At 57.9% G+C, this 24,688-nt stretch carries 30 protein-coding genes; 20 read left to right on the top strand and 10 right to left on the bottom strand.

Annotation, left to right across the window (positions count from 1 at the left end):
• The first annotated feature begins 115 nt into the window (after window positions 1-115).
• On the top strand, window positions 116-331 hold the full coding sequence (locus KUF73_RS30130) for a dodecin (protein WP_218441594.1): 216 nt from the start codon (window positions 116-118) through the stop codon (window positions 329-331).
• A 121-nt stretch (window positions 332-452) separates the two neighbouring features.
• Window positions 453-674: a DUF1161 domain-containing protein gene (locus KUF73_RS30125; RefSeq protein WP_218441593.1), complete on the top strand. Its 222-nt coding sequence runs from the start codon at window positions 453-455 to the stop codon at window positions 672-674.
• A 70-nt stretch (window positions 675-744) separates the two neighbouring features.
• On the opposite strand, the gene KUF73_RS30120 is transcribed toward KUF73_RS30125, so the two are convergent.
• On the bottom strand, window positions 745-1,746 hold the full coding sequence (locus tag KUF73_RS30120; protein ID WP_218441592.1) for an LLM class flavin-dependent oxidoreductase: 1,002 nt from the start codon (window positions 1,744-1,746) through the stop codon (window positions 745-747).
• A 240-nt stretch (window positions 1,747-1,986) separates the two neighbouring features.
• On the opposite strand from KUF73_RS30120, the gene KUF73_RS30115 reads away from it, so the two are divergent.
• A complete protein-coding gene (locus KUF73_RS30115) occupies window positions 1,987-2,418 on the top strand; it encodes an OsmC family protein (protein WP_218441591.1) in 432 nt (143 codons plus the stop codon).
• A gap of 190 nt (window positions 2,419-2,608) precedes the next feature.
• On the top strand, window positions 2,609-2,842 hold the full coding sequence (locus KUF73_RS30110) for a DUF1161 domain-containing protein (protein WP_218441590.1): 234 nt from the start codon (window positions 2,609-2,611) through the stop codon (window positions 2,840-2,842).
• 6 nt (window positions 2,843-2,848) lie between these two features.
• On the opposite strand, the gene KUF73_RS30105 is transcribed toward KUF73_RS30110, so the two are convergent.
• Window positions 2,849-3,268: a hypothetical protein gene (locus KUF73_RS30105; protein WP_218441589.1), complete on the bottom strand. Its 420-nt coding sequence runs from the start codon at window positions 3,266-3,268 to the stop codon at window positions 2,849-2,851.
• Between the two features lie 40 nt (window positions 3,269-3,308).
• The gene (locus tag KUF73_RS30100) at window positions 3,309-3,731 is read right to left on the bottom strand and encodes a hypothetical protein (RefSeq protein ID WP_218441588.1); all 423 of its coding nucleotides are present in this window, start codon (window positions 3,729-3,731) and stop codon (window positions 3,309-3,311) included.
• Window positions 3,732-3,790: 59 nt separating this feature from the next.
• On the opposite strand from KUF73_RS30100, the gene KUF73_RS30095 reads away from it, so the two are divergent.
• Window positions 3,791-4,867 (top strand): aminopeptidase, encoded by a 1,077-nt coding sequence (locus KUF73_RS30095; RefSeq protein WP_218441587.1) that lies wholly within the window; start codon window positions 3,791-3,793, stop codon window positions 4,865-4,867.
• A gap of 118 nt (window positions 4,868-4,985) precedes the next feature.
• Here the strand turns inward: KUF73_RS30095 and KUF73_RS30090 are convergent, their stop codons facing one another.
• The 3 genes from KUF73_RS30090 to KUF73_RS30080 form a co-directional block, all read right to left on the bottom strand.
• Window positions 4,986-5,444: a transposase gene (locus tag KUF73_RS30090; protein ID WP_218441586.1), complete on the bottom strand. Its 459-nt coding sequence runs from the start codon at window positions 5,442-5,444 to the stop codon at window positions 4,986-4,988.
• A gap of 185 nt (window positions 5,445-5,629) precedes the next feature.
• On the bottom strand, window positions 5,630-6,280 hold the full coding sequence (locus tag KUF73_RS30085; RefSeq protein WP_218441585.1) for an HAD family hydrolase: 651 nt from the start codon (window positions 6,278-6,280) through the stop codon (window positions 5,630-5,632).
• Window positions 6,281-6,310: 30 nt separating this feature from the next.
• Window positions 6,311-6,856 carry a gamma carbonic anhydrase family protein gene (locus tag KUF73_RS30080; protein ID WP_218441584.1) on the bottom strand — a complete coding sequence of 182 codons (546 nt, stop codon included), beginning with the start codon at window positions 6,854-6,856 and terminating at the stop codon, window positions 6,311-6,313.
• An 89-nt stretch (window positions 6,857-6,945) separates the two neighbouring features.
• Between KUF73_RS30080 and prlC the strand changes: the two genes are divergently transcribed.
• Window positions 6,946-8,997, top strand: a complete 2,052-nt coding sequence (gene prlC / locus KUF73_RS30075) for an oligopeptidase A (RefSeq protein WP_256345715.1) — start codon at window positions 6,946-6,948, stop codon at window positions 8,995-8,997.
• Complete coding sequence (locus tag KUF73_RS30070) at window positions 8,994-9,281, top strand: YheV family putative zinc ribbon protein (protein ID WP_218441582.1); 288 nt, start codon at window positions 8,994-8,996, stop codon at window positions 9,279-9,281. The genes prlC and KUF73_RS30070 overlap by 4 nt, the downstream gene beginning before the upstream one ends.
• A 45-nt stretch (window positions 9,282-9,326) precedes the next feature.
• Here KUF73_RS30070 and KUF73_RS30065 read toward each other — a convergent pair whose 3' ends face one another.
• Together KUF73_RS30065 and KUF73_RS30060 are read right to left on the bottom strand one after the other, a co-directional pair.
• Window positions 9,327-9,971 carry a dual specificity protein phosphatase family protein gene (locus KUF73_RS30065; protein ID WP_218441581.1) on the bottom strand — a complete coding sequence of 215 codons (645 nt, stop codon included), beginning with the start codon at window positions 9,969-9,971 and terminating at the stop codon, window positions 9,327-9,329.
• A 344-nt stretch (window positions 9,972-10,315) separates the two neighbouring features.
• Entirely contained in the window at window positions 10,316-10,618 is a 303-nt protein-coding gene (locus tag KUF73_RS30060; protein ID WP_218441580.1) for a hypothetical protein, read from the bottom strand.
• A gap of 232 nt (window positions 10,619-10,850) precedes the next feature.
• Here KUF73_RS30060 and KUF73_RS30055 point away from each other — a divergent pair, with 232 nt between their 5' ends.
• The 3 genes from KUF73_RS30055 to KUF73_RS30045 all read left to right on the top strand — a co-directional run bounded on the left by KUF73_RS30055 (window position 10,851) and on the right by KUF73_RS30045 (window position 14,500).
• Window positions 10,851-11,909, top strand: a complete 1,059-nt coding sequence (locus tag KUF73_RS30055; protein ID WP_218441579.1) for a PA0069 family radical SAM protein — start codon at window positions 10,851-10,853, stop codon at window positions 11,907-11,909.
• Between the two features lie 242 nt (window positions 11,910-12,151).
• Window positions 12,152-12,883 carry a carbonic anhydrase gene (locus KUF73_RS30050; RefSeq protein WP_218441578.1) on the top strand — a complete coding sequence of 244 codons (732 nt, stop codon included), beginning with the start codon at window positions 12,152-12,154 and terminating at the stop codon, window positions 12,881-12,883.
• Window positions 12,884-12,973: 90 nt separating this feature from the next.
• Window positions 12,974-14,500, top strand: a complete 1,527-nt coding sequence (locus KUF73_RS30045; protein ID WP_218441577.1) for a SulP family inorganic anion transporter — start codon at window positions 12,974-12,976, stop codon at window positions 14,498-14,500.
• Between the two features lie 101 nt (window positions 14,501-14,601).
• Here the strand turns inward: KUF73_RS30045 and KUF73_RS30040 are convergent, their stop codons facing one another.
• The gene (locus tag KUF73_RS30040) at window positions 14,602-15,252 is read right to left on the bottom strand and encodes a hypothetical protein (protein WP_218441576.1); all 651 of its coding nucleotides are present in this window, start codon (window positions 15,250-15,252) and stop codon (window positions 14,602-14,604) included.
• A 370-nt stretch (window positions 15,253-15,622) separates the two neighbouring features.
• Here KUF73_RS30040 and coxB point away from each other — a divergent pair, with 370 nt between their 5' ends.
• The 4 genes from coxB (at window position 15,623) to KUF73_RS30020 (ending at window position 20,022) form a co-directional block, all read left to right on the top strand.
• A complete protein-coding gene (gene coxB / locus KUF73_RS30035; protein WP_218441575.1) occupies window positions 15,623-16,750 on the top strand; it encodes a cytochrome c oxidase subunit II in 1,128 nt (375 codons plus the stop codon).
• 82 nt (window positions 16,751-16,832) lie between these two features.
• Complete coding sequence (gene ctaD / locus KUF73_RS30030) at window positions 16,833-18,419, top strand: cytochrome c oxidase subunit I (protein ID WP_218441574.1); 1,587 nt, start codon at window positions 16,833-16,835, stop codon at window positions 18,417-18,419.
• 138 nt (window positions 18,420-18,557) lie between these two features.
• Entirely contained in the window at window positions 18,558-19,109 is a 552-nt protein-coding gene (locus KUF73_RS30025) for a cytochrome c oxidase assembly protein (protein WP_218441573.1), read from the top strand.
• Between the two features lie 25 nt (window positions 19,110-19,134).
• Window positions 19,135-20,022, top strand: a complete 888-nt coding sequence (locus KUF73_RS30020; RefSeq protein WP_218441572.1) for a cytochrome c oxidase subunit 3 — start codon at window positions 19,135-19,137, stop codon at window positions 20,020-20,022.
• A gap of 79 nt (window positions 20,023-20,101) precedes the next feature.
• Here the strand turns inward: KUF73_RS30020 and KUF73_RS30015 are convergent, their stop codons facing one another.
• Complete coding sequence (locus tag KUF73_RS30015) at window positions 20,102-20,305, bottom strand: twin transmembrane helix small protein (protein ID WP_218441571.1); 204 nt, start codon at window positions 20,303-20,305, stop codon at window positions 20,102-20,104.
• 71 nt (window positions 20,306-20,376) lie between these two features.
• On the opposite strand from KUF73_RS30015, the gene KUF73_RS30010 reads away from it, so the two are divergent.
• The 6 genes from KUF73_RS30010 to KUF73_RS29985 all read left to right on the top strand — a co-directional run.
• Window positions 20,377-21,117 carry an SURF1 family protein gene (locus tag KUF73_RS30010; protein ID WP_218441570.1) on the top strand — a complete coding sequence of 247 codons (741 nt, stop codon included), beginning with the start codon at window positions 20,377-20,379 and terminating at the stop codon, window positions 21,115-21,117.
• On the top strand, window positions 21,083-21,676 hold the full coding sequence (locus KUF73_RS30005; protein WP_218441569.1) for a hypothetical protein: 594 nt from the start codon (window positions 21,083-21,085) through the stop codon (window positions 21,674-21,676). The genes KUF73_RS30010 and KUF73_RS30005 overlap by 35 nt, the downstream gene beginning before the upstream one ends.
• Before the next feature lie 10 nt (window positions 21,677-21,686).
• Window positions 21,687-22,760 (top strand): heme A synthase, encoded by a 1,074-nt coding sequence (locus KUF73_RS30000; RefSeq protein ID WP_218441568.1) that lies wholly within the window; start codon window positions 21,687-21,689, stop codon window positions 22,758-22,760.
• Window positions 22,748-23,647: a heme o synthase gene (cyoE, locus tag KUF73_RS29995; RefSeq protein ID WP_218441567.1), complete on the top strand. Its 900-nt coding sequence runs from the start codon at window positions 22,748-22,750 to the stop codon at window positions 23,645-23,647. Before KUF73_RS30000 ends, cyoE begins: the two co-directional genes overlap by 13 nt.
• Window positions 23,644-24,279: an SCO family protein gene (locus tag KUF73_RS29990; protein ID WP_218441566.1), complete on the top strand. Its 636-nt coding sequence runs from the start codon at window positions 23,644-23,646 to the stop codon at window positions 24,277-24,279. The genes cyoE and KUF73_RS29990 overlap by 4 nt, the downstream gene beginning before the upstream one ends.
• A 209-nt stretch (window positions 24,280-24,488) precedes the next feature.
• Window positions 24,489-24,688 (top strand): transposase (locus KUF73_RS29985; RefSeq protein ID WP_218441565.1); only part of this gene is annotated, 200 nt, incomplete at its 3' end.

Raw genomic sequence — 24,688 nt, 5'->3', positions numbered from 1 at the left:
GGACTTCAGGGGTTCGAGAAAGTGCAGTAAATGTGAACTTCGCTGTGGCAACGACTGGCAGAAGTAAGACAGAAAATCGCTGCTAGGCTGTATTTCACACCCTGAGGAGAACGCCATGACTGACCATCACACCTACAAGAAAGTCGAACTGGTGGGTTCGTCCACCAGCAGCATCGAAGACGCGGTCAACAACGCACTGGCTGAAGCCAGTAAAAGTCTCAAGCATATGGAATGGTTTGAAGTGACCGAAACCCGCGGGCATATCAAGGACGGCAAGGCAGCGCACTTTCAGGTGACGCTCAAGGTCGGTTTCCGGATTGCCAGCAGCTGAATTAGAAACAATGTTCTGAACTTGTGCGCTGGCCCAGTGCCATACGAAATGGCATAGCGCTATATGACTGCGTCCACCAAATGGCTGGACGCCTCTTTGATCCGACCGGGGAATGCGACCAATGAAGAAGTTTATTTTGGCGGTAGGTTTGTTGAGCCTTGCAGGCAGCGCATTGGCGGCTGGCAAACCCTGCGAAGAGCTCAAGGCCGAGATCGCCGCGAAACTCGATGCCAAGGGCGTTTCCGGTTATTCACTGGAAATCGTCGATAAAGGCGCCGCCGACGGCGGGAAAGTCGTCGGCAAATGTGAAGGCGGCGCGAAGGTCATCGTCTACAAGAAGTAGGCTGACGCCCATCGTCAATAAAAAAGCCGACGTCAGTGCGTCGGCTTTTTTGTCCCGCGCTGGCTGAGCGTCAGCCCTTCATGACCTGCGCCAGCAACTCGTAGGAATGCAGGCGATCGGAATGTTCGTACAAGTCGCAGGTAAAAATCAGCTCGTCGGCTTGGGTCTGCTCGATCAGCACCTCAAGTCGGGCGCGGATTTTCTGCGGGCTGCCGATCATCGCCAGGCCAAGGAAATCACTGACGGCTTCTTTCTCATGGGGCAGCCACAGGCCGTCCATGGTTTTCACCGGCGGACGCTGCACCAGGCTCTGGCCGCGCATCAGGGCGAGAATACGCTGGAATACCGACGTCGCGAGATAGTCGGCCTGCTCATCCGTGTCGGCCGCCACCAAGGGCACACCGAGCATCACGTAGGGCTTGTCTAACACTGCCGACGGTTTGAAGTGATTGCGGTAGACGCGAATCGCCTCGTGCATGAAGCGCGGTGCGAAATGTGAGGCAAAGGCGTAGGGCAAACCGCGCTCACCTGCCAGTTGCGCGCTGAACAGGCTGGAGCCCAACAGCCAGACCGGAACGTTCGTGCCCGTGCCCGGCATGGCGATGATTCGTTGGTCCGGGGTGCGCGGGCCGAGGTAACGCATCAGCTCTGCCACATCTTCCGGGAAGTCGTCGGCGCTGCCGGAGCGTTCGCGACGTAGTGCACGGGCGGTCATCTGATCGGAGCCAGGTGCGCGCCCGAGCCCCAGATCAATCCGCCCCGGATAAAGGCTTTCCAGCGTGCCGAACTGTTCGGCAATGACCAATGGCGCGTGGTTGGGGAGCATCACCCCACCTGAGCCGACACGAATGGTCGACGTGCCACCCGCCAGATAGCCGAGTAGCACCGAGGTGGCGGAACTGGCGATGCCGTCCATGTTGTGGTGTTCGGCGACCCAGAAACGGTTGTAGCCGAATTTTTCCACGTGCTGCGCCAGGTCCAGCGAGTTGCGCAGCGACTGGGCCGCGCTGCCGTTTTCCCGCACAGGCACCAGGTCGAGGGTCGAGAACTTGATATCGGACAGTCGTTTCATAAACCTGCTTCTCCAATTGAGGGCGCAGGTTTTTTCTTGCGAACGAAAACCTGCCGAATCCAAAAGCGTGTTTCATGCAATGAGGGCATATACCCGAGTTTCAATAGCACGGTGAAAATTCCTACCGAATAAGCAGACCGATCAGATGAGGTGAACTTTGCGTCACGGTCTATCCTCAGAACCCTAGCGACCGAAACCACGAAGGCGCGACGCTTCGCGCCGGATCTTGAGGAGACAGGCATGGCTATTACAAAGAAAGCATCGGCTCATTGGGAAGGTGACCTGAAAACCGGCATTGGTTCGATTTCCACGGAAACCGGAGTGCTAAGAGAAGCGCCCTACGGTTTCAAGGCACGGTTTGAAGGCGGTAAGGGCACCAACCCGGAAGAACTTATCGGCGCGGCCCACGCAGGCTGTTTCTCCATGGCGTTTTCCATGATCCTCGGCGATGCCGGCCTCAAGGCTGACAGCATCGATACCAATGCCGAAGTCACCCTGGATCAGGTGGAGGGCGGTTTTGCGATCACAGCGGTGAAATTGATCCTCAAGGCAAAAATCCCCGGGGCTAGCCAGGCGCAGTTCGAGGAGCTGAGCAACAAGGCAAAAGAGGGCTGCCCGGTATCCAAAGTGTTGAACGCAAAAATCAGTCTGGATGCGACTTTGGTCAGCTAAATTTTGGGTGACGCCATAAAAAATCGCAGCCTTCGGCAGCGCCTGCATTTGCAATGTGATCCCTGTAGGAGCTGCCGAAGGCTGCGATCTTTTCTGCGTAACGACAGATTTGCCCGGCAAAAATGTGGTCGAATAAATGACAGCAGCCAAAACGCATGAACATGCGCGCTGCCTCAAAGGAGCTTCAACCATGAAACGTTTTGCCTTGGCGGTTATCTGTTGCGCTTTGGCCACTTCGGCACTGGCGGCACCGAAACCTTGTGAAGAGCTCAAGGCCGAAATCGAAGCCAAGATTCAGGCCCGAGGGGTTACTTCCTACACCCTGGAGATTGTCACTAATGACGAAGTGCACGATCAGAACATGGTCGTGGGCTCTTGCGAAAACGGCACCAGGAAAATCATCTATCAGAAGAACGATCGCTGATCGGCCTTACGGCACACAGTTGATCTGGCTTTCTTCGGCGACGATCTCATGCTGGGCGTTGTACAGACGTGCTTCAGGGGTGAACGCCATCGAGCGGGCTTGCAGCATATAACGCTGACCCGCTTCGAAATGATCGTACTTGATGATCATGTAGCACAGCCGTTCCGAGCCTCCGTCGAACAAATCAGAGCCTCCCCCCGGCACTTCAAAATCGAAGCGGACGGTCAGTTCATGGCTACCGGGCGTGACCTGGAAAAAACGCCCGTCGAGCATTCGCTGATTGTCCAGCCGTTCGGCCATCAGCAATTTATCGTTGGGGAATGGCGTGGAGAAGTCGACCCACGCCATGTGCGGATTGACCGCAGGCAGCGGAGTCGAACAACCGGCGACCGCGCCTGCAGCGAGTAACAGCATCAACCTGCGCATGATGAATGTCCCGAATACCAGGTATTCAGAATAGCGCCGATCAGGTGCGTTGACAGCCTGCCGGTGTGCCCTTGCCAATTACTTTTCGCTGTTGATCGTAGAGCTTTGCCCATGGCCGGAAGCCGATATTTCCCGCTTGCAACTGATAGCGTTCACCGGCGTTGAAATCGTTGAATTTCACGTTCATTTGGCAATCACGCCACAGCGGCTCGGCATCGGGACCGATATTGGTGGGCTGAACCGCGAATTGGTAGCGCACCGTCAGCTCATGGCTGCCAGGCTGCACCTCGAAATAGCGTTTATCGCTGGCGGCCTGGTTATCCACCTCCAACGCTTGCAGGGCCGTGTCTTCCTGCTTCGAATCCAGGTCGATCCATGCCTGGTTCGGATCTTGTCGGGGTATTCCGAATCCAGCACAACCGGCCAGCATCAGCAGGCCTCCCGTCAGCATCAACTTGCGCATAGCGGAGCTCCAGTCAAGCGGGATAGTCTTGCGAGCAGACTCTCCAGGGATTTTTTATTTTGATAAGGCCGCGTCCAAGCCTTGGGTTACTTGATCGCGTTTTGCGCGTTTTGTTTCCGGGTATGTTGTTTTTGCTGCTCAACGGTTGTTCCAGCGTCAGCTACTACAGCCAGTTGGCCAGTGGTCAGCTGCAATTGCTGCGGGCGCGGGAGCCGGTTTCCAGCGTGATTGCCGATCCCCATCGGGATGAAAAACTGCGTGCGCACCTGACCCAATCACAAAAGGCCCGCACATTCGCCAGCCAACAGCTGCACTTACCGGATAACAAGAGTTACCGCATGTACGCCGACATTGGCCGTCCTTTTGTGGTCTGGAATGTGTTTGTCACACCGGAATTTTCCCTGAAGCCCCAAAACCATTGCTTCCCCATCGCCGGTTGCGTGGCCTATCGCGGCTACTACAGCCAAAGCGCGGCTCGCGGTGAGGCGGCGCTGCAACGCCTGCAGGGCATGGACGTGTCGATCGGTGGGGTCGAAGCCTATTCGACCCTGGGCTGGTTCAACGATCCGATCATGAATTCGATGATGGGCTGGGGCGACGAGCGTTTGGCCACGCTGATCTTTCACGAATTGGCGCATCAACGTTTCTATGTGAAGGACGACACTGAATTCAATGAATCATTCGCCACCTTCGTCGAGCAGGAAGGCACCCGCCAATGGCGCGCATTCCGTAACTTGCCATCGGATGACGACACACAGGCACAGCATCGGGATGAGTTCACTCAATTGGTCCTGAACACCCGCACGCGACTTGAGACGCTGTACACCCTGCCACTGCCGCCCGAGCAAATGCGCCAGCGCAAAGCCGCGGAATTTGATCAGTTACGCGGCGAATACCGGCAGTTGCGGGACAGCCAATGGGCTGGGGACAAACGCTACGACGCGTGGATCAATGCGCCGATGAACAATGCGCGGCTGCTGCCGTTTGGCCTGTATGACCAATGGGTGCCGGCGTTTGAGGCGTTGTTCAGGCAGGAGGGTGGGGATTGGGCGAGGTTTTATGCAGCAGTGGAGAAGCTTGGAGCGTTGCCGGTTGATCAGCGCAAAGCGGCTTTGAGAGCATTGGCCGGCTCTTAAATTGCGTTGGCAGAGCGGTCCTCTTCGCGGGCAAGCCTCGCTCCTACAGTTGGCGCGACGCTGAATGCGACATCGCGTCTGTAGGAGTGAGGCTTGCCCGCGATGAGGACCTGGAATATCACAACCAAATTGCGTCCCACAGCGCGTAGTCTCCGACTTTATCCACCAATCCTGCCCTCAATGGATTGGCGACGATGTATCGAGCAACGGCTTGGAGGTCTTCCTCTTTACGAATGGCACGATCGTGATACCCGTGCTGCCAAACCGGGCCTTGGCGTTCCATTGAGCGATTTAGAGTCACCGCAATGCGTGATTTGGTCCGAGCCATCAACTTAGGAAGCTGAGTATTCTGTAGCTCGATAAGCCAATGGAAATGATCGGGCATGACAACCCATGCTAACGAGATAGCAAATTGCTCTTGCTGCGCCTTACGAAATGCATCGACAACCAATCGACCCGTCTTGAAGTTGAAGAAAAGAGGCTGACGATTAAGCACAACGGCAGTCAGCAAATAGATTTGACCCTCTTGCGAATAACGTCCGACACGCAGCCGATGCGCATAATTCTGGCCTGACATTGATGATCCTCCTTGATCTTGGAGTCATCAGGCTAGTTCGGCATAGGAAGCTTTGAGTCAGATCATTCTGATCACAATGTGTCTGAGCTGACGCCATCGCGGGCAAGCCTTGCTCCTACAAGTATCGAGTGTGCCAAATGACATACATCTGTATGAGCGAGCCTTGCCCGTGAAGGCGGTTTTGACTAGCGCCGCAAAAACGCCTGATGCATCTCATCCAGCGTTTCAAAATGATAGGCCGGTGCTTCGGCGCTCAACTCTTCCCGACTGCCGAACCCGTAGCCGACCGCCGCCGCATCCAGTCCATTACTGCGCGCACCGATCAGGTCGTGTTTGCGGTCGCCGATCATCAGGGTGTTGGCCGGGTCCAGGCCTTCTTCGGCCATCAGGTGGGCGATTAACTCGACTTTATTAGTTCGCGTGCCATCCAGTTCGCTGCCGTAAATCACTTTGAAGTGTTTGGCGAAGTCGAAATGCCGGGCGATTTCCCTGGCGAATACCCATGGCTTGGAAGTGGCGATATACAGCTGTCGCCCTTGTCCGCCGAGGGTTTCCAACAGCGGTGTGACACCTTCGAACACGCGGTTTTCATAGAGGCCGGTGACTTTGAAGCGTTCACGGTAGAAATTCACCGCCTCCCAGGCCTTGGGTTCGTCGAAGTCATAGAACTGCATGAACGCCTGCAACAACGGCGGGCCGATGAAGTGTTCGAGTTTAGTCAGGTCGGGCTCATCGATGCCCAGCTTGCTCAGGGCAAACTGAATCGAACGCGTGATGCCTTCGCGCGGATCGGTCAGGGTGCCATCGAGGTCGAATAGAACAGTTTGGTAATGCATGAAAATTCCTGAGGCTTTGAGAAAAACAGCTCAGATCTGGTCGTAGCCTTCAGCCATGTGCAGATCCTTGAGCTTCACGTAGTTCGCCGCGCTGTAGGTGAAAAAGGCTTGTTCCTTGTCAGTCAGCGGCCGGATCTGTTTCACCGGACTTCCCACATACAGGAAACCGCTCTCCAGATGTTTGCCCGGTGGCACCAGGCTGCCGGCACCGATGATCACATCGTCGGCGACGACCGCGCCGTCCATGACGATGCTGCCCATACCAATCAGCACCCGACTGCCCACCGAGCAACCGTGAAGCATGACTTTATGGGCGATGGTCACATCATCGCCGATCAGCAACGGGAAACCGTCAGGGTTAAACGGACCGGCGTGGGTGATGTGCAGCACGCAGCCGTCCTGCACGCTGGTGCGCGCACCGATGCGGATGCGGTGCATGTCGCCGCGAATGACCGTCAACGGCCACACCGAGCTGTCCTCGCCAATCTCGACGTCGCCGATCACTACCGCCGAACGGTCGACAAAAGCGCCTTTACCGAGCAACGGCACATGGTTCTGATACTTGCGAAGGTTCACGATAGGGTTTCTCTCTGTTGCTGATAGCTGCGGTGAACGCCGATTGTAATTAAGATGGCTGCATGTTTCTTCCAGCCAAGGTGCCAACCGTGAGCGTGAACAACCCTCTTTTGCAGTCCTACGACCTGCCGCCGTTCTCCGCGATCCGTGCCGAACACGTGCAACCAGCCATTGAACAGATCCTGGCTGACAACCGCGCCGCCATTATCGAGATCCTCAAAACCCAGGGCAAACAACCGACCTGGGCCGGCCTGGTGCTGGCGATGGACGAACTCAACGACCGTCTGGGCGCTGCCTGGAGCCCGGTCAGCCACCTGAATGCCGTGTGCAACAGCGCCGAACTGCGCGAAGCCTACGAGTCCTGCTTGCCCGCATTGAGCGCCTACTCCACGGAAATGGGTCAGAACCGCGAACTGTTCCAGGCCTTCGAAGCCCTGGCCAGCAGTCCAGAAGCGGCCGGTTTCGACGTGGCGCAGAAAACTATCCTGGAACACTCCCTGCGTGACTTCCGTCTGTCGGGTATAGACCTGCCGGAAGCCGAACAAAAGCGTTACGCCGAAGTGCAGAGCAAGTTGTCCGAGCTGGGCAGCCGTTTCTCCAACCAACTGCTCGACGCCACTCAAGCCTGGACCAAGCACGTCACCGACGAAGCCACCCTCGCCGGCCTGACCGATTCGGCCAAGGCGCAAATGGCCGCTGCGGCTCAAGCCAAAGGCCTGGACGGCTGGCTGATCACCCTGGAATTCCCGAGCTACTACGCGGTGATGACCTATGCCCACGACCGTAAGTTGCGCGAAGAAGTCTACGCCGCCTACTGCACCCGTGCGTCGGATCAGGGCCCGAATGCGGGTCAGAACGATAATGGCCCGGTCATGGAAGAAATCCTCGACCTGCGTCAGGAGCTCGCCAAGCTGCTGGGCTTCGCCAGTTTCTCGGAACTGAGCCTGGCCACCAAAATGGCCGATTCCAGCGATCAGGTGCTGAGTTTCCTGCGTGACCTGGCCAAACGCAGCAAACCGTTCGCCGCTCAGGACCTGGAACAGCTCAAGGCCTACGCCGCCGAACAAGGTTGCCCGGACCTGCAGAGCTGGGACAGCGGTTTCTACGGTGAAAAACTCCGCGAGCAGAAATACAGCGTTGCCCAGGAAGCCCTGCGCGCCTACTTCCCGATCGATAAGGTGCTGAGCGGGCTGTTCGCCATCGTGCAACGCCTGTACGGCATCGAAATCGCCGAACAGAAAGGCTTCGACACCTGGCATCCGGATGTTCGCCTGTTCGAGATCAAGGAAAACGGCCAGCACGTCGGTCGCTTCTTCTTTGACCTTTATGCTCGCGCCAACAAGCGCGGCGGTGCCTGGATGGATGGTGCACGCGACCGTCGTCGCACCGCCGAAGGCGTTCTGCAAAGCCCGGTGGCCAACCTGGTGTGCAACTTCACCCCGGCCGACAGCGGCAAGCCCGCGCTGCTGACCCACGATGAAGTGACCACCCTGTTCCACGAATTCGGTCATGGCCTGCATCATTTGCTGACCCGCGTCGAGCACGCTGGCGTGTCCGGCATCAACGGCGTGGCCTGGGACGCGGTCGAGCTGCCAAGCCAGTTCATGGAAAACTGGTGCTGGGAGCCAGAAGGCCTGGCACTGATTTCCGGACACTACGAAACCGGTGAGCCACTGCCTCAGGACTTGCTGGGCAAAATGCTCGCGGCGAAAAATTTCCAGTCCGGCTTGATGATGGTGCGTCAGCTGGAGTTCTCACTGTTCGACTTCGAACTGCACGCCACCCACGGCGACGGTCGCAGCGTGCTGCAAGTACTCGAAGGCGTGCGTGATGAGGTTTCGGTCATGCGTCCACCGGCCTACAACCGGTTCCCTAACAGTTTTGCGCATATCTTCGCCGGCGGTTACGCAGCGGGTTATTACAGCTACAAGTGGGCTGAAGTGCTGTCGGCCGATGCCTTCTCGAAGTTCGAAGAAGAAGGTGTGCTCAACGCCGACACCGGTCGCGCGTTCCGCGAAGCGATTCTGGCGCGCGGTGGTTCTCAGGCACCGATGGTGCTGTTCGTCGACTTCCGTGGCCGTGAGCCGTCGATTGACGCACTCTTGCGCCACAGCGGCCTGAGTGAGGGCGCGGCAGCATGAGTGAGGGTCCTGTGATTACCAAACGACGCTTTATCGCCGGCGCGGTTTGCCCGGCATGCAGCGAGCCGGACAAGTTGATGATGTGGAGCGAAGACGACGTGCCACACCGCGAGTGTGTGGCCTGCGGCTACTCCGACACGTTGAATGAACAAGGTTTGTCGGTGCCCAAGGAATTGGGCACCCGGGTCAACACCAGCGCCTTGAAGGCACCCGATGCCAAAGTTCAGGCCGTGCAGTTTTTCCCGAACCCGAAACTGAAGAAAAAGCCTGACGAGCAGCATTGAGTAACAAAAACCGCCTTCCACTGCGCAATGCAGTGGGAGGCATTGCTATTCGACATTTGCCGACTTGAACCAACTCTTCATCGAACACGCCGCGAACGGGCTCGTGCTGCAATCGCCATTGGCCAGCGCTGTACGAAGCTTTTCGACGTCGGCCTGCATCATGTAACGAATGCCATCCTTGAAGTGGGTGCTATCGCCAAAGCCCCCCTGAGTCATTTCCTTGAGCGCCTCTTCTTTGCTCCAGCCTTGTACGACTACCCGATACATCGCCGCCATCAGGCCGGTTCGATCAGAACCATGCTTGCAGTGCATCAGCACCGGGCCTTTGGCCTCGGCGGTTTGAATGGTACGGAGGGCCTTGAGTACATCCGCGTCATCGACATGATTGGTGCGGTAAGGCAGTTGCACTTGGGCAATGCCAGGCGTGGATAACCAGTTGGCGTCCGACTCGGGAAGGAAGTTGATTACCGTCCCGACCTTGAGTTTTTCCAGAAGTGGCACGGCTCCGCGATCAGGCAGCGCACTGCGGTAAAGCGTCGGGGACATTTGAAAAAGGTTGTATTGCACCTCGACCGGTTGCGCCCACTCCGCCGGACGGGCCGGACCCGTGGCGTCGGCGAAGGCCGGTGTCAGATTCAGAAATGCGACCAGCGATAGGCACATCGCGGGAATAAGGCGCGGTAGAGACATGCTTGGATGACCGTTCAGGGAAAGGCGGAATTTAGGCCTCCAGATTGAGCCCCGAGCGGTCAAAGGCCTGTGAGGCAGGTGTGAATGAAATGTGAAAGGAGGCCGTGCGGATGTTTATTTAACGAATTGGGTAATTCGCTTATCATCCGAGCACTATTTCCCCACAAGTTAGATAATCACCTTGCCGCGTAATGACTAGTCTGGCCGTTATAAATTACATCTCACCCATGTTGAAATATAACTTCGAACAGCACAATCAAACCTGCTGTATATGTCATTCATACACAGCAGGCGATAACACTTTCAAAGTGATGACAAAGAAAGCTTTACTGGGCAATCATCAATCAAGGATTGACGATTTTTGTATAAGCTTTGGCCAGCGCCTGCAGCTTGGCTTTGTCATCATTGTCGATGTCACCGTCCCCGTCCACATCCCTGCCCAGCGTCCTGATATTGAAGGATTCACCTTTGTCCGTGGAAGTTGCAGTAACGAAAATCGAATCGACCAATGCTTCCGAGGCTGTTTCTGTTTCCGGATCCCAACGCTGTTCTTTACGCGCAAGTTGCATTGAAACAAGCGTATTGGGTTCCGAAGGACTCGGCAGCATAAGTTGAAGAAAAATACCGCGTTGATTGAAGAAAGACATGACTAAATCCTTTTTGTTTATGTCTAATAAAATTTTGTTCGCGAGAGAAATACTACGAGTGATAATGCTGAACAACCAGTACTCATATGTTTCATTAATTTGCTCTTAGTTCAAGATCTATTACGAGCAATCAATAACTCGGAAAACGCCCTGCAGATGACGAGCCGAACGGTACTGGACCGTTTCGCACGACCTCGATACTGTATGAATATACAGATTGAGGACTCGCTTGATGATCACTCCACTGCCGCCGCGCGGACGCGGTACAGCGACCAACCCGCACAATCGCTTCGCACCCATCCGTTCGATTGCCGAGGACGACGGTTGGTATCAGGAAGCACCGATAACCCAAGGCACCGAGGTGCGCATCGAGACGGCGAAGACCATCATCACCCGCAACAATTCGCCGGATCTGCCCTTTGATCGGTCGATCAATCCCTATCGCGGTTGCGAGCACGGTTGCATCTATTGTTATGCGCGACCCAGCCACGCCTATTGGGATATGTCACCTGGTCTGGACTTCGAAACAAAACTGATTGCCAAGACCAACGCAGCGGACGTGCTGGAGCAGCAGCTTTCCAAGCGTGGCTATCAATGTGCACCCATCAATCTTGGTTCGAATACTGACCCGTATCAACCGATCGAGCGCGAACACAAGATCACCCGCCAAACCCTCGAAGTGCTGCTGCGCTACCGCCATCCCGTGACCATCATCACCAAAGGCTCGCTGATCCTTCGCGATCTGGATTTGTTGGCCGAGCTCGCCCGGCAACGGCTGGTGGCGGTGATGATCAGCCTGACCACCCTGGACGACGAACTCAAACGCATCCTCGAACCTCGCGCGGCTGCGCCCAAGGCCCGACTGCGGGCGATCCGGGTCATGCGCGAGGCGGGAATTCCGGTGGGGGTGCTGTGTTCGCCGATGATTCCGATGATCAACGACAGTGAACTCGAAAGCCTGCTCACCGAGGCCCATGCGGCCGGGGCGCAGAGCGCTGCTTATATGATGCTGCGCCTGCCGCTGGAAGTGGCGCCGCTGTTCGAAGAATGGCTGGCCGCCCACTATCCGCAACGGGCGGCGCACGTCCTGAGCCTGATTCGCCAGAGCCGTGGCGGTGAACTCTACGACAGTCGCTTTGGCGCACGGATGCGCGGCGAAGGTCCCTTTGCCGACCTGCTGGCGCAGCGCTTCGCCAAAGCCATCAAGCGCCTGGGGCTCAATCAGCGGGAAGGTTTCAATCTGGACTGCGATGCCTTTTGTCCGCCGGGTCGCCAAATGTCATTGATTTGAGGACAATTAGCCTATGGTTGAGTACTGGGGAACACGCGCTGGAATTAGGCTGGTCACGTTTTATGTGACCTGGAACACACGTTCTAGAGCAGTTGATTCAGTTTGAGTTAAGATTCGGCGGCTACCTTGTTCATCGAGTGACTGTCGGGTCGAGATTTTCGATCTGGATGTTTTTTAACCAGCCACTGGCTTCACACCGGACAAAACGGGAAATTCCCTGGCTCCGCAAAAGAGGGTGAATCATGAGTGACAAGGATAAACAGCCGTTGGCTGCGTCGGCTTCTGCGCAACCTGAAGCGGAAACCGCCGATGCAGCGTTGCAGCATATCGTTGACGGCTTTTTGCATTTTCATCATGAGATTTTTCCGCAACAGGAAGAACTCTTCAAAAAACTCGCTACCGCCCAACGGCCGCGAGCCATGTTCATCGCCTGCGCTGATTCGCGCATCGTTCCTGAACTGATCACCCAAAGCGCTCCCGGCGATCTGTTTGTAACCCGCAACGTCGGTAATGTCGTGCCGCCTTACGGGCAAATGAACGGTGGCGTTTCCACGGCCATCGAATACGCCGTGCTGGCTCTCGGCGTGCATCACATCATCATCTGCGGGCACTCGGACTGCGGGGCAATGCGCGCGGTGCTCAACCCGCAGAGCCTGGAAAAAATGCCGACAGTCAAAGCCTGGCTGCGACATGCCGAAGTGGCGAAAACCATGGTCCAGGAAAACTGCAATTGCGCGAACGAAAGTGAAAGCATGCACATCCTCACCGAAGAGAATGTGATCGCCCAGTTGCAGCATTTACGCACGCATCCGTCGGTTGCCTCGCGCATGGCCAATGGTCAGTTGTTTATCCACGGTTGGGTCTACAACATCGAAACCAGCGAAATCAAAGCCTACGATGCCGATCAAGGTTGTTTCCTGCCGCTCAATGGCAGCCTGCCCATTCCCGTAGCGACGCCCAAAGCGCGCTTCTAAATCCTCCTAAAAATTTGTGTGGTTTAGCCGCGGCTGCCGATCAGGCAGCCCGGCTTTGCCATGCCTGAAGAAAACTTCGGGAGAATCACCATGCGTGCTGCGCAACTCAAGACTGTTTTGCCACGGGAGCTGCTGGCTTCGGTGGTTGTATTCCTGGTCGCCCTGCCCCTGTGCATGGGTATTGCCATCGCTTCTGGATTACCCCCTGCCAAAGGCCTGATCACCGGGATCGTCGGTGGCTTGGTGGTCGGTTGGCTGGCCGGTTCGCCATTGCAAGTCAGCGGCCCGGCGGCGGGTTTGGCGGTGCTTGTGTTCGAATTGGTGCGCCAGCATGGCGTGGCCATGCTTGGGCCGATTCTGCTGTTGGCGGGTTTTCTGCAACTGGTGGCGGGGCGGTTGAAACTCGGCTGCTGGTTCCGGGTAACGGCACCCGCCGTTGTCTACGGCATGCTCGCCGGGATCGGGGTATTGATCGTTTTGTCACAGGTGCATGTGATGCTCGACGCCACGCCCAAACCCTCAGGGCTGGATAACCTCACCGCCTTCCCGGCCGCAGTGGCGCTGGCGTTGCCTTCGTTTGGCTGGCAGGCCGGCTTGCTCGGGCTGGGAACAATCGCCGTGATGTGGCTGTGGGAAAAATTGCGTCCGCACTCCCTGCGCTTTATTCCCGGCGCACTGCTCGGCGTGGGTCTTGCCACTGCCGCCAGCCTGCTCATGGCGCTGCCGGTCAAACGGGTGGAGGTGCCGGCCAATCTGGCTGAAGCCATCGACTGGCTGAAACCAGCGGACTTGTTAAGCCTGGCTGATCCGACGTTGCTGATCGCAGCGTTCGCAGTGGCGTTTATCGCCAGCGCCGAGACTCTGCTGTCCGCCGCCGCGGTAGATCGCATGCACAGTGGTCATCGCTCTGACTTCGACCGCGAACTGTCGGCGCAAGGGGTCGGCAATATGCTCTGCGGTCTGCTTGGCGCGCTGCCGATGACCGGAGTGATTGTGCGCAGTTCGGCCAACGTTCAGGCCGGTGCCACCACTCGGTATTCGACGATTTTCCATGGTCTGTGGCTGCTGGCGTTCGTGTTGTTGCTGTCGAGCGTGTTGCAAAGCATTCCCGTAGCGAGCCTGGCCGGTGTATTGGTTTACACGGGTTTCAAACTGGTGGACGTCAAAGCGTTTCGCGGCTTGGGCCGCTATGGTCGCATGCCTATGTTCACTTACGCCGCTACGGCATTGGCGATTATCTTCACTGACTTGTTGACCGGTGTGCTGATCGGCTTCGGTCTGACGCTGGCCAAACTGGCGTGGAAGGCCTCGCGACTGAAGATCAGCCTGATTGACCTGCCGCAGGACGGCGAAATGGAGTTGCGTCTGGTGGGCGCGGCGACTTTTCTCAAGGTGCCGGCGCTGACCCAGGTTTTGGGAAGCATTCCTGCTGGTGTGATGGTGCATGTGCCGCTCAATAACCTGAGCTACATCGATCATGCGTGCCTGGAGTTACTGGAGGAATGGGGTCGGGCGAATGCGGCCAAGGGCTCCAGGCTGCAGATAGAAGCGCGGGGGTTGAAGCGCCGGCTGGAAGGGCGATTGCGGACCAATACCGGTGTAGGTGCTGCCGGTTAAGTAACCTGTAGGAGCGAGCTTGCTCGCGATGGTGTATCAGCGACATCAAAGTTACTGACACTTTTTCGCGAGCAAGCTCGCTCCTACAGGGGGATGTGAGCCTAGGCCACCGGCTGATCCAGCTCCAGACCCACGCCCAGACGCCGGGACATGCACGGCCAACGCTTCCACGCTGCGCCGGTGTCCGGGCTGCTGAGTTTTTCGCGGTAGGCCTCTACCGACTCCAGCGCGAAACTCTCGTCGTTGAGCATTTCGTCAATGGCGTGATGTACCGCCTCATCCAACTGGTTAGCGAACGCCTCACCGATCAATTGGTGGGCAATCAGGTTGGCGACAGTCATGTCCAATGGGATCAGTGGCTGGCCAAAATGCTTGATGTACAGGTCATTGACCTCTTCGACAAACCGATGCGCCAGGTAGGCTTCATCCAGCAGGCTGTCGAGCCCGACGTGCCCGGCCATGATGGCCGGTGGCTGGAGGAAATACTGCTCGGCGATTTTCAGCACCGGTTTGATCTGTGATTCGATGCCCGCTTCCCTGGCGACTTCATTGGCTGCATCCAGCAGATCAGGAACTTCGTCGATGTAGGCGGCGACAAAACGTGTCAGTACGCCATTGGCGTCCGCCTCCGGCAATTGGATCGCCGGGTGTAAATGAGGCAGCTTGGTTTCCAGCTGACGAGTCAGCAGGCCGGTTTCGGCTTCGTGTTTTTGGGCTTTTTGGATCTGCTCGCGCAATGCGGCGGTGTTCATGAAAACTCCAGGAAACAATGCAATGAAATAGGGAAGACATAACTTAGCTGGCTTACGAAAAATGCTAAGACGCATTTGTCATAATTGTTTCATCCTTGAGACGCCTCCGTTATATCGATTTGCCACCACTCGTCTGCATCCTTCTCCATTCGTGACCTGCAACGCAAGTTAATGCTGTTTCAGATGATTTACGCCTTCACATTGCGAGGTGAGAGTCGCTGTCTATACTCGCTCATGAATGGAGTTAGCTGATGACGCCCGACTGCATATGCAGCAAGGCACGGCGATTCAAGTTCGTAGTCTGATGCAGCCGCTCCCTTGCCGCAGGTGAAAGCCGGCGGGATAACAAGAACGATAAGGGGAACCCGCAATGATGCGACATCCACATGTCTGGATGGGCCTCCTGTTGTGGTCGATTTTCAGCCAGGCGCAAGCGGCCTGGACTGTAAATATGGCGCCTGGAGCGACTGAAATCAGTCACGCAGTATTTGACCTGCACATGACCATTTTCTGGATCTGTGTAGTGATCGGCATCATCGTCTTTGGCGCCATGTTCTGGTCGATGATTCTGCACCGCCGCTCGACCGGGCAGGTGGCCGCAAAATTTCATGAAAGCACCACCGTCGAAATCCTCTGGACCATCGTGCCCTTCATCATTCTGGTGGCCATGGCGGTTCCTGCGACGGCAACCCTGATCAAGATGTACGACGCCAGTGAGCCGGATATCGATATCCAGGTCACCGGCTACCAGTGGAAGTGGCATTACAAATACCTGGGCCAGGACGTCGAGTTCTTCAGCAACCTGGCCACTCCCGCTGATCAGATCCACAACAAGGAAGCCAAGGGCGAGCATTACTTGCTTGAGGTCGATAAACCTCTGGTGCTGCCGATCGGTGCCAAGGTGCGCTTCCTTGTGACCTCTGCCGACGTGATTCACTCTTGGTGGGTGCCGGCCTTCGCGGTCAAACGCGATGCGATCCCGGGGTTCGTCAACGAAGCCTGGACCCGCATCGAAAAACCCGGCATCTACCGTGGCCAGTGCGCCGAACTGTGCGGCAAGGATCACGGCTTCATGCCGATCGTGGTTGAGGTCAAGGAAAAGGCCGACTACGAAAAATGGCTCGGCGAGCGCAAAGCTGAAGTCGCGCAACTTAAAGAGCTGACCAGCAAGGAATGGACGCTCGATGAGCTCAAAGAGCGCGGCGACAAGATCTATCACACCACGTGTGTGGCCTGTCACCAGGCTGAAGGCCAGGGCTTGCCGCCGATGTTCCCGGCGCTCAAGGGCTCACCGATTGCTACCGGGCCGAAAGCGGATCACCTGCACCGCGTGTTCTTCGGCAAGCCCGGCACCGCCATGGCGGCGTTTGGCAAGCAGCTCTCGGAAGTCGATATCGCGGCAGTCGTGACCTACGAACGTAACGCCTGGGGCAACAACAAGGGCGACATGGTCACGCCAAAAGAAGTGCTGGAGTTGAAACAGGCGGAAAGCAAATGACCCGGTCTATTGCGCACGTAAGGAACCGGTCGGGGCAGCGCGCCCCGGCCTGCCCAGCCCATCTGTCTGCAGGAGACAAGCCATGAGCGCCGTCATCGATGACCATGGTCATGCCGACCACGCCCACGGCCCCGCCAAAGGCCTGATGCGTTGGGTGCTGACCACCAACCACAAGGACATCGGTACGCTGTACCTGTGGTTCGCGTTTTCCATGTTTCTGCTCGGCGGCTCGTTCGCGATGGTGATTCGCGCCGAGTTGTTCCAGCCGGGGCTGCAAATCGTCGAACCAGCGTTCTTCAACCAGATGACCACCATGCACGGTCTGGTGATGGTGTTCGGTGCGGTGATGCCGGCCTTCGTCGGCCTCGCCAACTGGATGATCCCGTTGATGATCGGCGCACCCGACATGGCCCTGCCACGGATGAACAACTTCAGTTTCTGGCTGCTGCCAGCGGCGTTCATCCTGCTGGTCTCGACCCTGTTCACCCCCGGTGGCGGGCCGAACTTCGGCTGGACCTTCTACGCGCCGCTGTCGACGACCTACGCACCGGAAAGCGTGACCTTCTTCATCTTCGCCATCCACCTGATGGGCATCAGTTCGATCATGGGTGCGATCAACGTGATCGCCACCATCCTCAACCTGCGCGCCCCTGGCATGACGTTGATGAAAATGCCGCTGTTCGTCTGGACCTGGCTGATCACCGCGTTCCTGCTGATCGCAGTAATGCCGGTACTGGCCGGGTGCGTGACGATGATGCTGATGGATATCCATTTCGGCACCAGCTTCTTCAGCGCTGCCGGTGGCGGTGACCCGGTGCTGTTCCAGCATGTGTTCTGGTTCTTCGGTCACCCCGAGGTGTACATCATGATTCTGCCGGCCTTCGGCGCCGTCAGCTCGATCATCCCGACCTTCTCGCGCAAACCGTTGTTCGGTTACACCTCAATGGTCTACGCCACGGCGAGCATCGCGTTCCTGTCGTTCATCGTCTGGGCGCACCACATGTTCGTAGTCGGTATTCCGCTGGTGGGCGAGCTGTTCTTCATGTACGCCACGCTGCTGATCGCGGTCCCCACCGGGGTCAAGGTGTTCAACTGGGTCAGCACCATGTGGCAGGGCTCGCTGACTTTCGAGACGCCGATGCTGTTTGCGGTAGCGTTCGTGATCCTGTTCTCGATTGGCGGCTTCTCCGGGCTGATGCTGGCCATCGCCCCGGCGGACTTCCAGTACCAGGACACCTACTTTGTGGTCGCGCACTTCCACTACGTACTGGTGCCGGGGGCGATCTTCGGGATCTTCGCTTCGGCCTATTACTGGATGCCGAAATGGACCGGCCACATGTACGACGAGACCTTGGGCAAGCTGCACTTCTGGCTGTCCTTCATCGGCATGAACATGGCGTTCTTCCCCATGCACTTTGTGGGGCTGGCGGGCATGCCGCGGCGGATTCCGGACTACAACCTGCAATTCGCCGACTTCAACATGGTGTCGTCGATCGGCGCGTTCATGTTCGGCACCACGCAGCTGTTCTTCCTGTTCATTGTGATCAAGACCATTCGCGGCGGCCCGCCAGCACCGGCCAAACCGTGGGATGGGGCTGAAGGGCTGGAGTGGAGCATTCCGTCACCGGCGCCGTATCACACCTTCACCACGCCGCCGGAAGTGAAATGAACACCATGACCCCTGTAGGAGCGAGCCTGCTCGCGATGGTCGTCAACGATAACGCTGGGAGACTGATACTCCGCGGTGCTGTCAGGCTTTTCGCGATCAGGCTCGCTCCTACAGGGGTTGGCGTAGAGGTCTGCAACCATGGCTGACTCGATTTCGATGAAGAAACTGGTCACCCGCCTGTTATTGGTGGTGGTAGCGATGTTTATCTTCGGGTTTGCCCTGGTGCCGATCTACGACGTGATGTGCAAGGCGTTTGGCATCAATGGCAAAACTGCCGGGCAGTACGAAGGCGAACAGACCGTCGACACCTCGCGGCAAGTCCGCGTGCAGTTCTTGTCGATGAACAACGCCGATATGCCGTGGGAGTTCTATCCCAAGAGTGGAGAACTGGTGACCCATCCCGGGGCGGTGAGCGAGATGATTTTCGTCGCACAAAACCCCACCGATCGGCCAATGAGCGCCCAAGCCGTGCCGAGCATCGCGCCCAGCACCGCAGCGGCGTATTTCCACAAGACCGAATGTTTCTGCTTTACCCAGCAAGTGCTGCAGCCCGGTCAACGGATCGAGATGCCGGTACGTTTCATCGTTGACCGTGACATGCCCAAGGATGTGAAGCACCTGACGCTGTCCTACACGCTGTTCGATATCACCGCCCGACATCCACCGGTAGCTGTAAACACTGGCGGTTGAGCGTGCCCGATAAGGAGAACAATAAATGGCAACTCATGAACATTATTACGTTCCCGCCCAGAGCAAGTGGCCGATCATTGCCACGGTCGGCATGTTCACCACCGTATTCGGCCTGGCCACCTGGTTCAACGATCTGAAAGCCGCGCGGCCGGAATCCCACGGCCCGCTGATCTTTTTCGTCGGCGGCCTGCTGCTGGCCTACATGCTGTTCGGCTGGTTTGGCACAGTGGTCAAGGAGGGCCGAGCGGGGTTATACAGCGCCCAGATGGACCGCTCCTTCCGTTGGGGCATGAGCTGGTTCATTTTCTCCGAGGTGATGTTCTTCATCGCCTTTTTCGGTGCACTGTTTTACGTGCGACACATCTCCGGCCCGGCGCTGGGCGGTGAAGGTCCGAAAGGCATCGCCCACATGCTCTGGCCGAACTTCCAGTTCGCCTGGCCGTTGCTGCATACCCCGGACCCGAAACTCTTCCCGCCCCCCAAGGAAGTCATCAGCCCGTGGGGCTTGCCGCTGCTCAACACGGTGTTGCTGGTGAGTTCAAGCGTCACTGTGACCATCGCCCACCACGCTTTGAAGAAAGGCCATCGTGGCGCGCTGAAACTCTGGCTGGCGATCACCGTGCTGCTGGGTTGCGCATTCCTCGGTTTTCAGGCCGAAGAATACATGCACGCCTACCACGAACTGGGCCTGACACTCGGCTCGGGCATCTACGGCGCAACGTTCTTCATGCTCACCGGGTTTCACGGTGCCCACGTGACCATCGGCACCATCATCCTGTTCGTGATGCTGATGCGGATCATGCGCGGGCACTTCGACAACGACCATCAATTCGGTTTCGAAGCGGCGAGTTGGTATTGGCACTTCGTGGATGTGGTGTGGATCGGGCTGTTCGTTTTCGTATACGTACTGTAGGAGCGAGCTTGCTCGCGATGGTGTGTCAGACACGTTGATTTCGGCTGAGACACCTTCGCGAGCAAGCTCGCTCCTACAGTTACCAAGGCGCGTGTGACACCAACTGGCCGCTGAAAAAACCCCAGGCGATCAAGCCGACGGTGGTCGCGGCCAGGGCAACACGAACACTCAAGGCAATGACGAGGCGGTTCGAGCTGCTGTCGTCCTTGACCAGAAAAAACAGGCCGCTGAACAGGCTGACAACCGTGGCAATCAGCATCAGGACGATGGCTGCTTTGAGCATGGTGAGACTCCGGGGGAACAAGCGATGCACTTGAGTATAGCTATCGCAGTGACCGACTTTCTGGCGACGCCATGAAGCGCTTTCGGCCGGGCATCGTGCCGACGCTGGTGGTGGCTTTGTTGCTGCCGCTGCTGGTGTCACTGGGGTTCTGGCAATTGAGCCGGGGCGCGGAGAAAAGCGCGCTGCTGCAAACCTACGCCGAGCGCCGCGCCGCCGAGCCGATGGCCAGTACCGAACTGCAACACACCGCAGATCCGGCCTTCCGCCGGGTGCGTCTGCACGGCCATTTCGATGCCACCCACAGCCTGCTGCTGGATAACCGTCAGCGCGACGGCAAGGTCGGGGTCGAGTTGCTGCAACCGTTTCAGGATCAGGCGACCGGGCTCTGGCTGTTGATCAATCGCGGCTGGCTGCCATGGCCAGACCGGCGCACAGCACCGCAATTCACCACGCCGGCTGATGCCTTGAGCCTCGATGCCTGGGTCTACATTTCCCCCGGCGCGACCTTCCAGTTACGTGCAGACCCAAGCACCACGACCTGGCCTCAATTAGTCACCGCTGTCGAGCCGGCCAAGCTCTGGACGGCGCTGGATCGCGAAGGATTCGCCTACGAATTACGTGAAGAAACCGGTCCCGCGTCCTACCAGGCCGACTGGCCGATAGTCGCCATGGGGCCGGAAAAACACATCGCCTACGCCGTGCAGTGGTTCGCCATGTCGATCGCCCTGTTCGGTCTTTATCTCTATCTCGGTTGGCACAACGCAAAGGAGAAACACCATGGGAGCGGCCATGAATCCACCCAGCATGTCTGAGGCGAAAACGCCGGCGAGTCGGCGCAAGGGCCGTTTGCAGTTGCTGTTGATTTTGCTCGGGGTGATCGGTCCGATGATTCTCGCCACCGGCATGTACAAACTGAATTTCTGGGTGCCGGATGGCCGCAGCTATCACGGCGAACTGATCGGCAACGGTCAGACCCGCGCCGACCTCGGCGTGCAGGCGCAAGAGGACCGCTGGCAGATGCTGGTGACCGCGCCGAAGGATTGCGCTGTGGATTGCCAGCAGTTGGTGTATCTGGCCCGGCAAATCCAGATCGGCCTCGGTCGCGATGCGTCTCGCGCCAGCCATGCACTCGCGGCTGCGCAACCACTGACCGGCGACTATGAAGCGAAGCTGGCCCGTGAGTATCCGCAGTTGCAGCGCTACCCAATGGACCTGACGACATTCAGCAAGACAACGGGTGACAAGACCGCGCCGCAACTGTGGATCATCGACCCCCACGGCAATCTGGTGTTGCGCTATGACCCGACGGTAAAGGGTAAGGACCTGCTCAACGACCTGCGCCACCTGTTGAAACTGTCGAACATCGGATAAGGGCATCGTCATGGCCAAACCTGGATTTCGCCTCGCGCTGTTTGCCACATTGCTGGCACTGATTGTGGTGTTGCTCGGTGCCTACACCCGCCTGACCCACGCCGGTCTTGGCTGTCCGGACTGGCCCGGCTGCTACGGCTTCATCAGCGTGCCGAAAAGCGAAGCCCAACTGGCCCACGCCGAATTGCATTTTCCGGACGCACCGGTCGAAGCCCACAAGGGCTGGAACGAGATGATTCACCGCTACTTCGCCGGCACGCTGGGGATCTTGATCGTCGTGCTGGCCGCGCGTGCCTGGATGCATCGCCGTCATCCTGGGCAACCGGTGAAGTTGCCGTTGTTCCTGCTGGCGGTGGTGTTTGGTCAGGCGGCGTTCGGCATGTGGACGGTGACGCTCAAGCTCTGGCCCCAAGTGGTGACCAGTCATCTACTCGGCGGCTTCGCCACGTTGAGCCTGCTGTTTCTGCTCACCTTGCGTTTATCCGGCGTGCTGCCAGCGCTGACTGTGCCCCGGCGATTGCAGCACTGGGCGACCGCCGGATTGCTGTTGGTGATCCTGCAAATCGCACTTGGCGGCTGGGTCAGTTCCAACTACGCCGCCGTGGCCTGCATCGATTTCCCGACCTGCCATGGCCAATGGCTGCCGCCTGCGGATTTCGCCAACGGCTTTCACCTGACCCAACACATCGGCCCGAATTACCTCGGCGGGCAACTCGACAGCGATGCGCGCACAGCGATTCACCTGACTCACCGGATTGGCGCGTTGCTGGTGACGCTGGTACTGCTCGGCCTGGCCTGGCAACTGAAAGTGGTCGGCATGACGCGCCTGGCAGGTTTGGTGCTGATCGCCCTCGCCGCACAGATCACTTTGGGCATCAGCAACGTGCTGTTTCACCTGCCGCTGCCGGTGGCCGTTGCGCACAACGCAGGCGGCGCGGCGCTGTTGCTGACCATGGTGCTGGTCAATTATCACGCGCGAACCAGTCTGGTTCGGGTCAAGCAGCCGACTCGCTGGCGCTTCAGTCCGCGTAAACACTCAGCCGGGCCCATAACAATAAAAGGAGAGATGCCATGGCGATTCTGATCGGCGAACGTCACAGCCAGGCGATCTGGCGTGACTACCTGGAGCTGACCAAACCCAAAGTGGTGGTGCTGATGCTCATCACCTCACTGGTGGGAATGTTCCTCGCGACTCGCGCCGGGGTGCCGTGGACGGTGCTGGTGTTCGGCAATCTGGGGATTGCCTTGTGCGCCGGCGGTGCGGCAGCGGTCAATCATGTGGTGGACCGGCGCATCGATGCGGTGATGGCGCGAACCCATAAACGGCCACTAGCAGAAGGCCGGGTGTCACCGGCCGCTGCGCTGACGTTTGCGCTGGTGCTGGCCGTGCTCGGGCAGGCTTTGTTGCTGGCCTTTACCAATCCACTGACTGCGTGGCTGACCCTCGCCTCGCTCTTGGGTTACGCGGTGGTTTACACCGGGTTTCTCAAACGCGCGACGCCGCAGAACATCGTCATCGGCGGCCTGGCTGGCGCGGCCCCGCCACTGCTCGGCTGGACCGCCGCCACCGGTCACGTCAGCGCCGAACCGCTGTTGCTGGTGCTGATCATCTTCGCCTGGACCCCGCCGCACTTCTGGGCGCTGGCGATCCACCGCAAAGAGGAATACGCCAAGGCCGACATTCCAATGCTACCCGTGACCCACGGCGAGCATTACACCAAGGTGCATATCCTGCTTTATACCGGTGCGCTGCTGGCCGTCAGCCTGATGCCCTACGTGATTCACATGAGCGGCCTGCTCTACTTGATTTGCGCCATCGGCCTGGGCGCGAGGTTTCTGCAATGGGCCGTCGTGCTGTACCGTGGCACTCGGCCGCACGCGGCGATCAACACCTTCAAGTACTCTATCTACTACTTGTTCCTGCTGTTTATCGCGTTGCTCGTTGACCACTACTTACTGTTGAACCTATGACTCGAACCCAGAAAACCGTCTTCATCCTCGTCGCCCTGATCGCGCTGGTCCTGGGCCTGACCATCAACAAAGTGCTTTCGGGCAAAGGCCAGGGCGACCCGACGGCACTGATCGACGCCGGCATTATCCTGCTGCCGCAAAGCCGCAACCTGCCGGACGTGACGATGACCAATCAGGACGGTCAGCCGGTAACGATCAACGAGTTGAAAGGCAAATGGAGCCTGCTGTTCTTCGGCTACACCTTCTGCCCCGACATCTGCCCGACCACCCTCGCCCAACTGCGGCAGATCAAGAGCGAACTGCCGCCCGAGGCCGTAGCCAAATTGCAGATCGTGCTGGTCAGCGTCGACCCGAATCGCGATACGCCGAAGCAGCTCAAGCAATACCTTGGTTATTTCGATCCACAGTTCGTCGGCCTGACCGCCAACTCGGTCGAGGAACTGCAAAAAGTCGCCAACGCCGTGAGCATTCCGTTCATTCCGGCGGACACCAGCAAGCCGAACTACACCGTCGATCACAGCGGCAACCTGGCAGTGATCGGGCCGGACGGCACGCAGCGTGGTTTTATTCGGGCACCGTTGAACAACACCAAGTTGGTGGCGCAGTTGCCGGTGATGCTTAACCGTAAATAGTTTGGGCTGACATAGAACCCCTGTAGGAGCGAGCTTGCTCGCGATGGTTTATCAGCTGCATCGGTGTCGACTGACACGCCATCGCGAGCAAGCTCGCTCCTATAGGGATCGTGTTTCAGGATCGAGTAGGAGGCGGATTGAACTGGCCTAATGATTTTGGACACTTCAATCGGGCGCTATGATGGCGCCCAAATCTGAGGTGTTTGGATATGCGTAAATCTTATTCGAGAGAGTTCAAGCTCAAGGCCGCCAGCATGGTGCTGGATGAAGGGCAGTCAGTTCCCGACGTCTGTGCCAGTCTGGATATTGGCCCTACCGCCTTGCGCCGCTGGGTCGATCAGGTTCGTAAAGAGCGCTTGGGTTCGACCCCGCCGGGGGCCAAGGCGATCACGGCCGATCAGCGAGAGAT

Source organism: Pseudomonas sp. PD9R, assembly GCF_019200975.1.
Lineage (GTDB): Bacteria > Pseudomonadota > Gammaproteobacteria > Pseudomonadales > Pseudomonadaceae > Aquipseudomonas.
The sequence above is the reverse complement of the archived record's forward strand: the minus strand, read 5'-3'. Positions and strand labels throughout refer to the sequence as shown.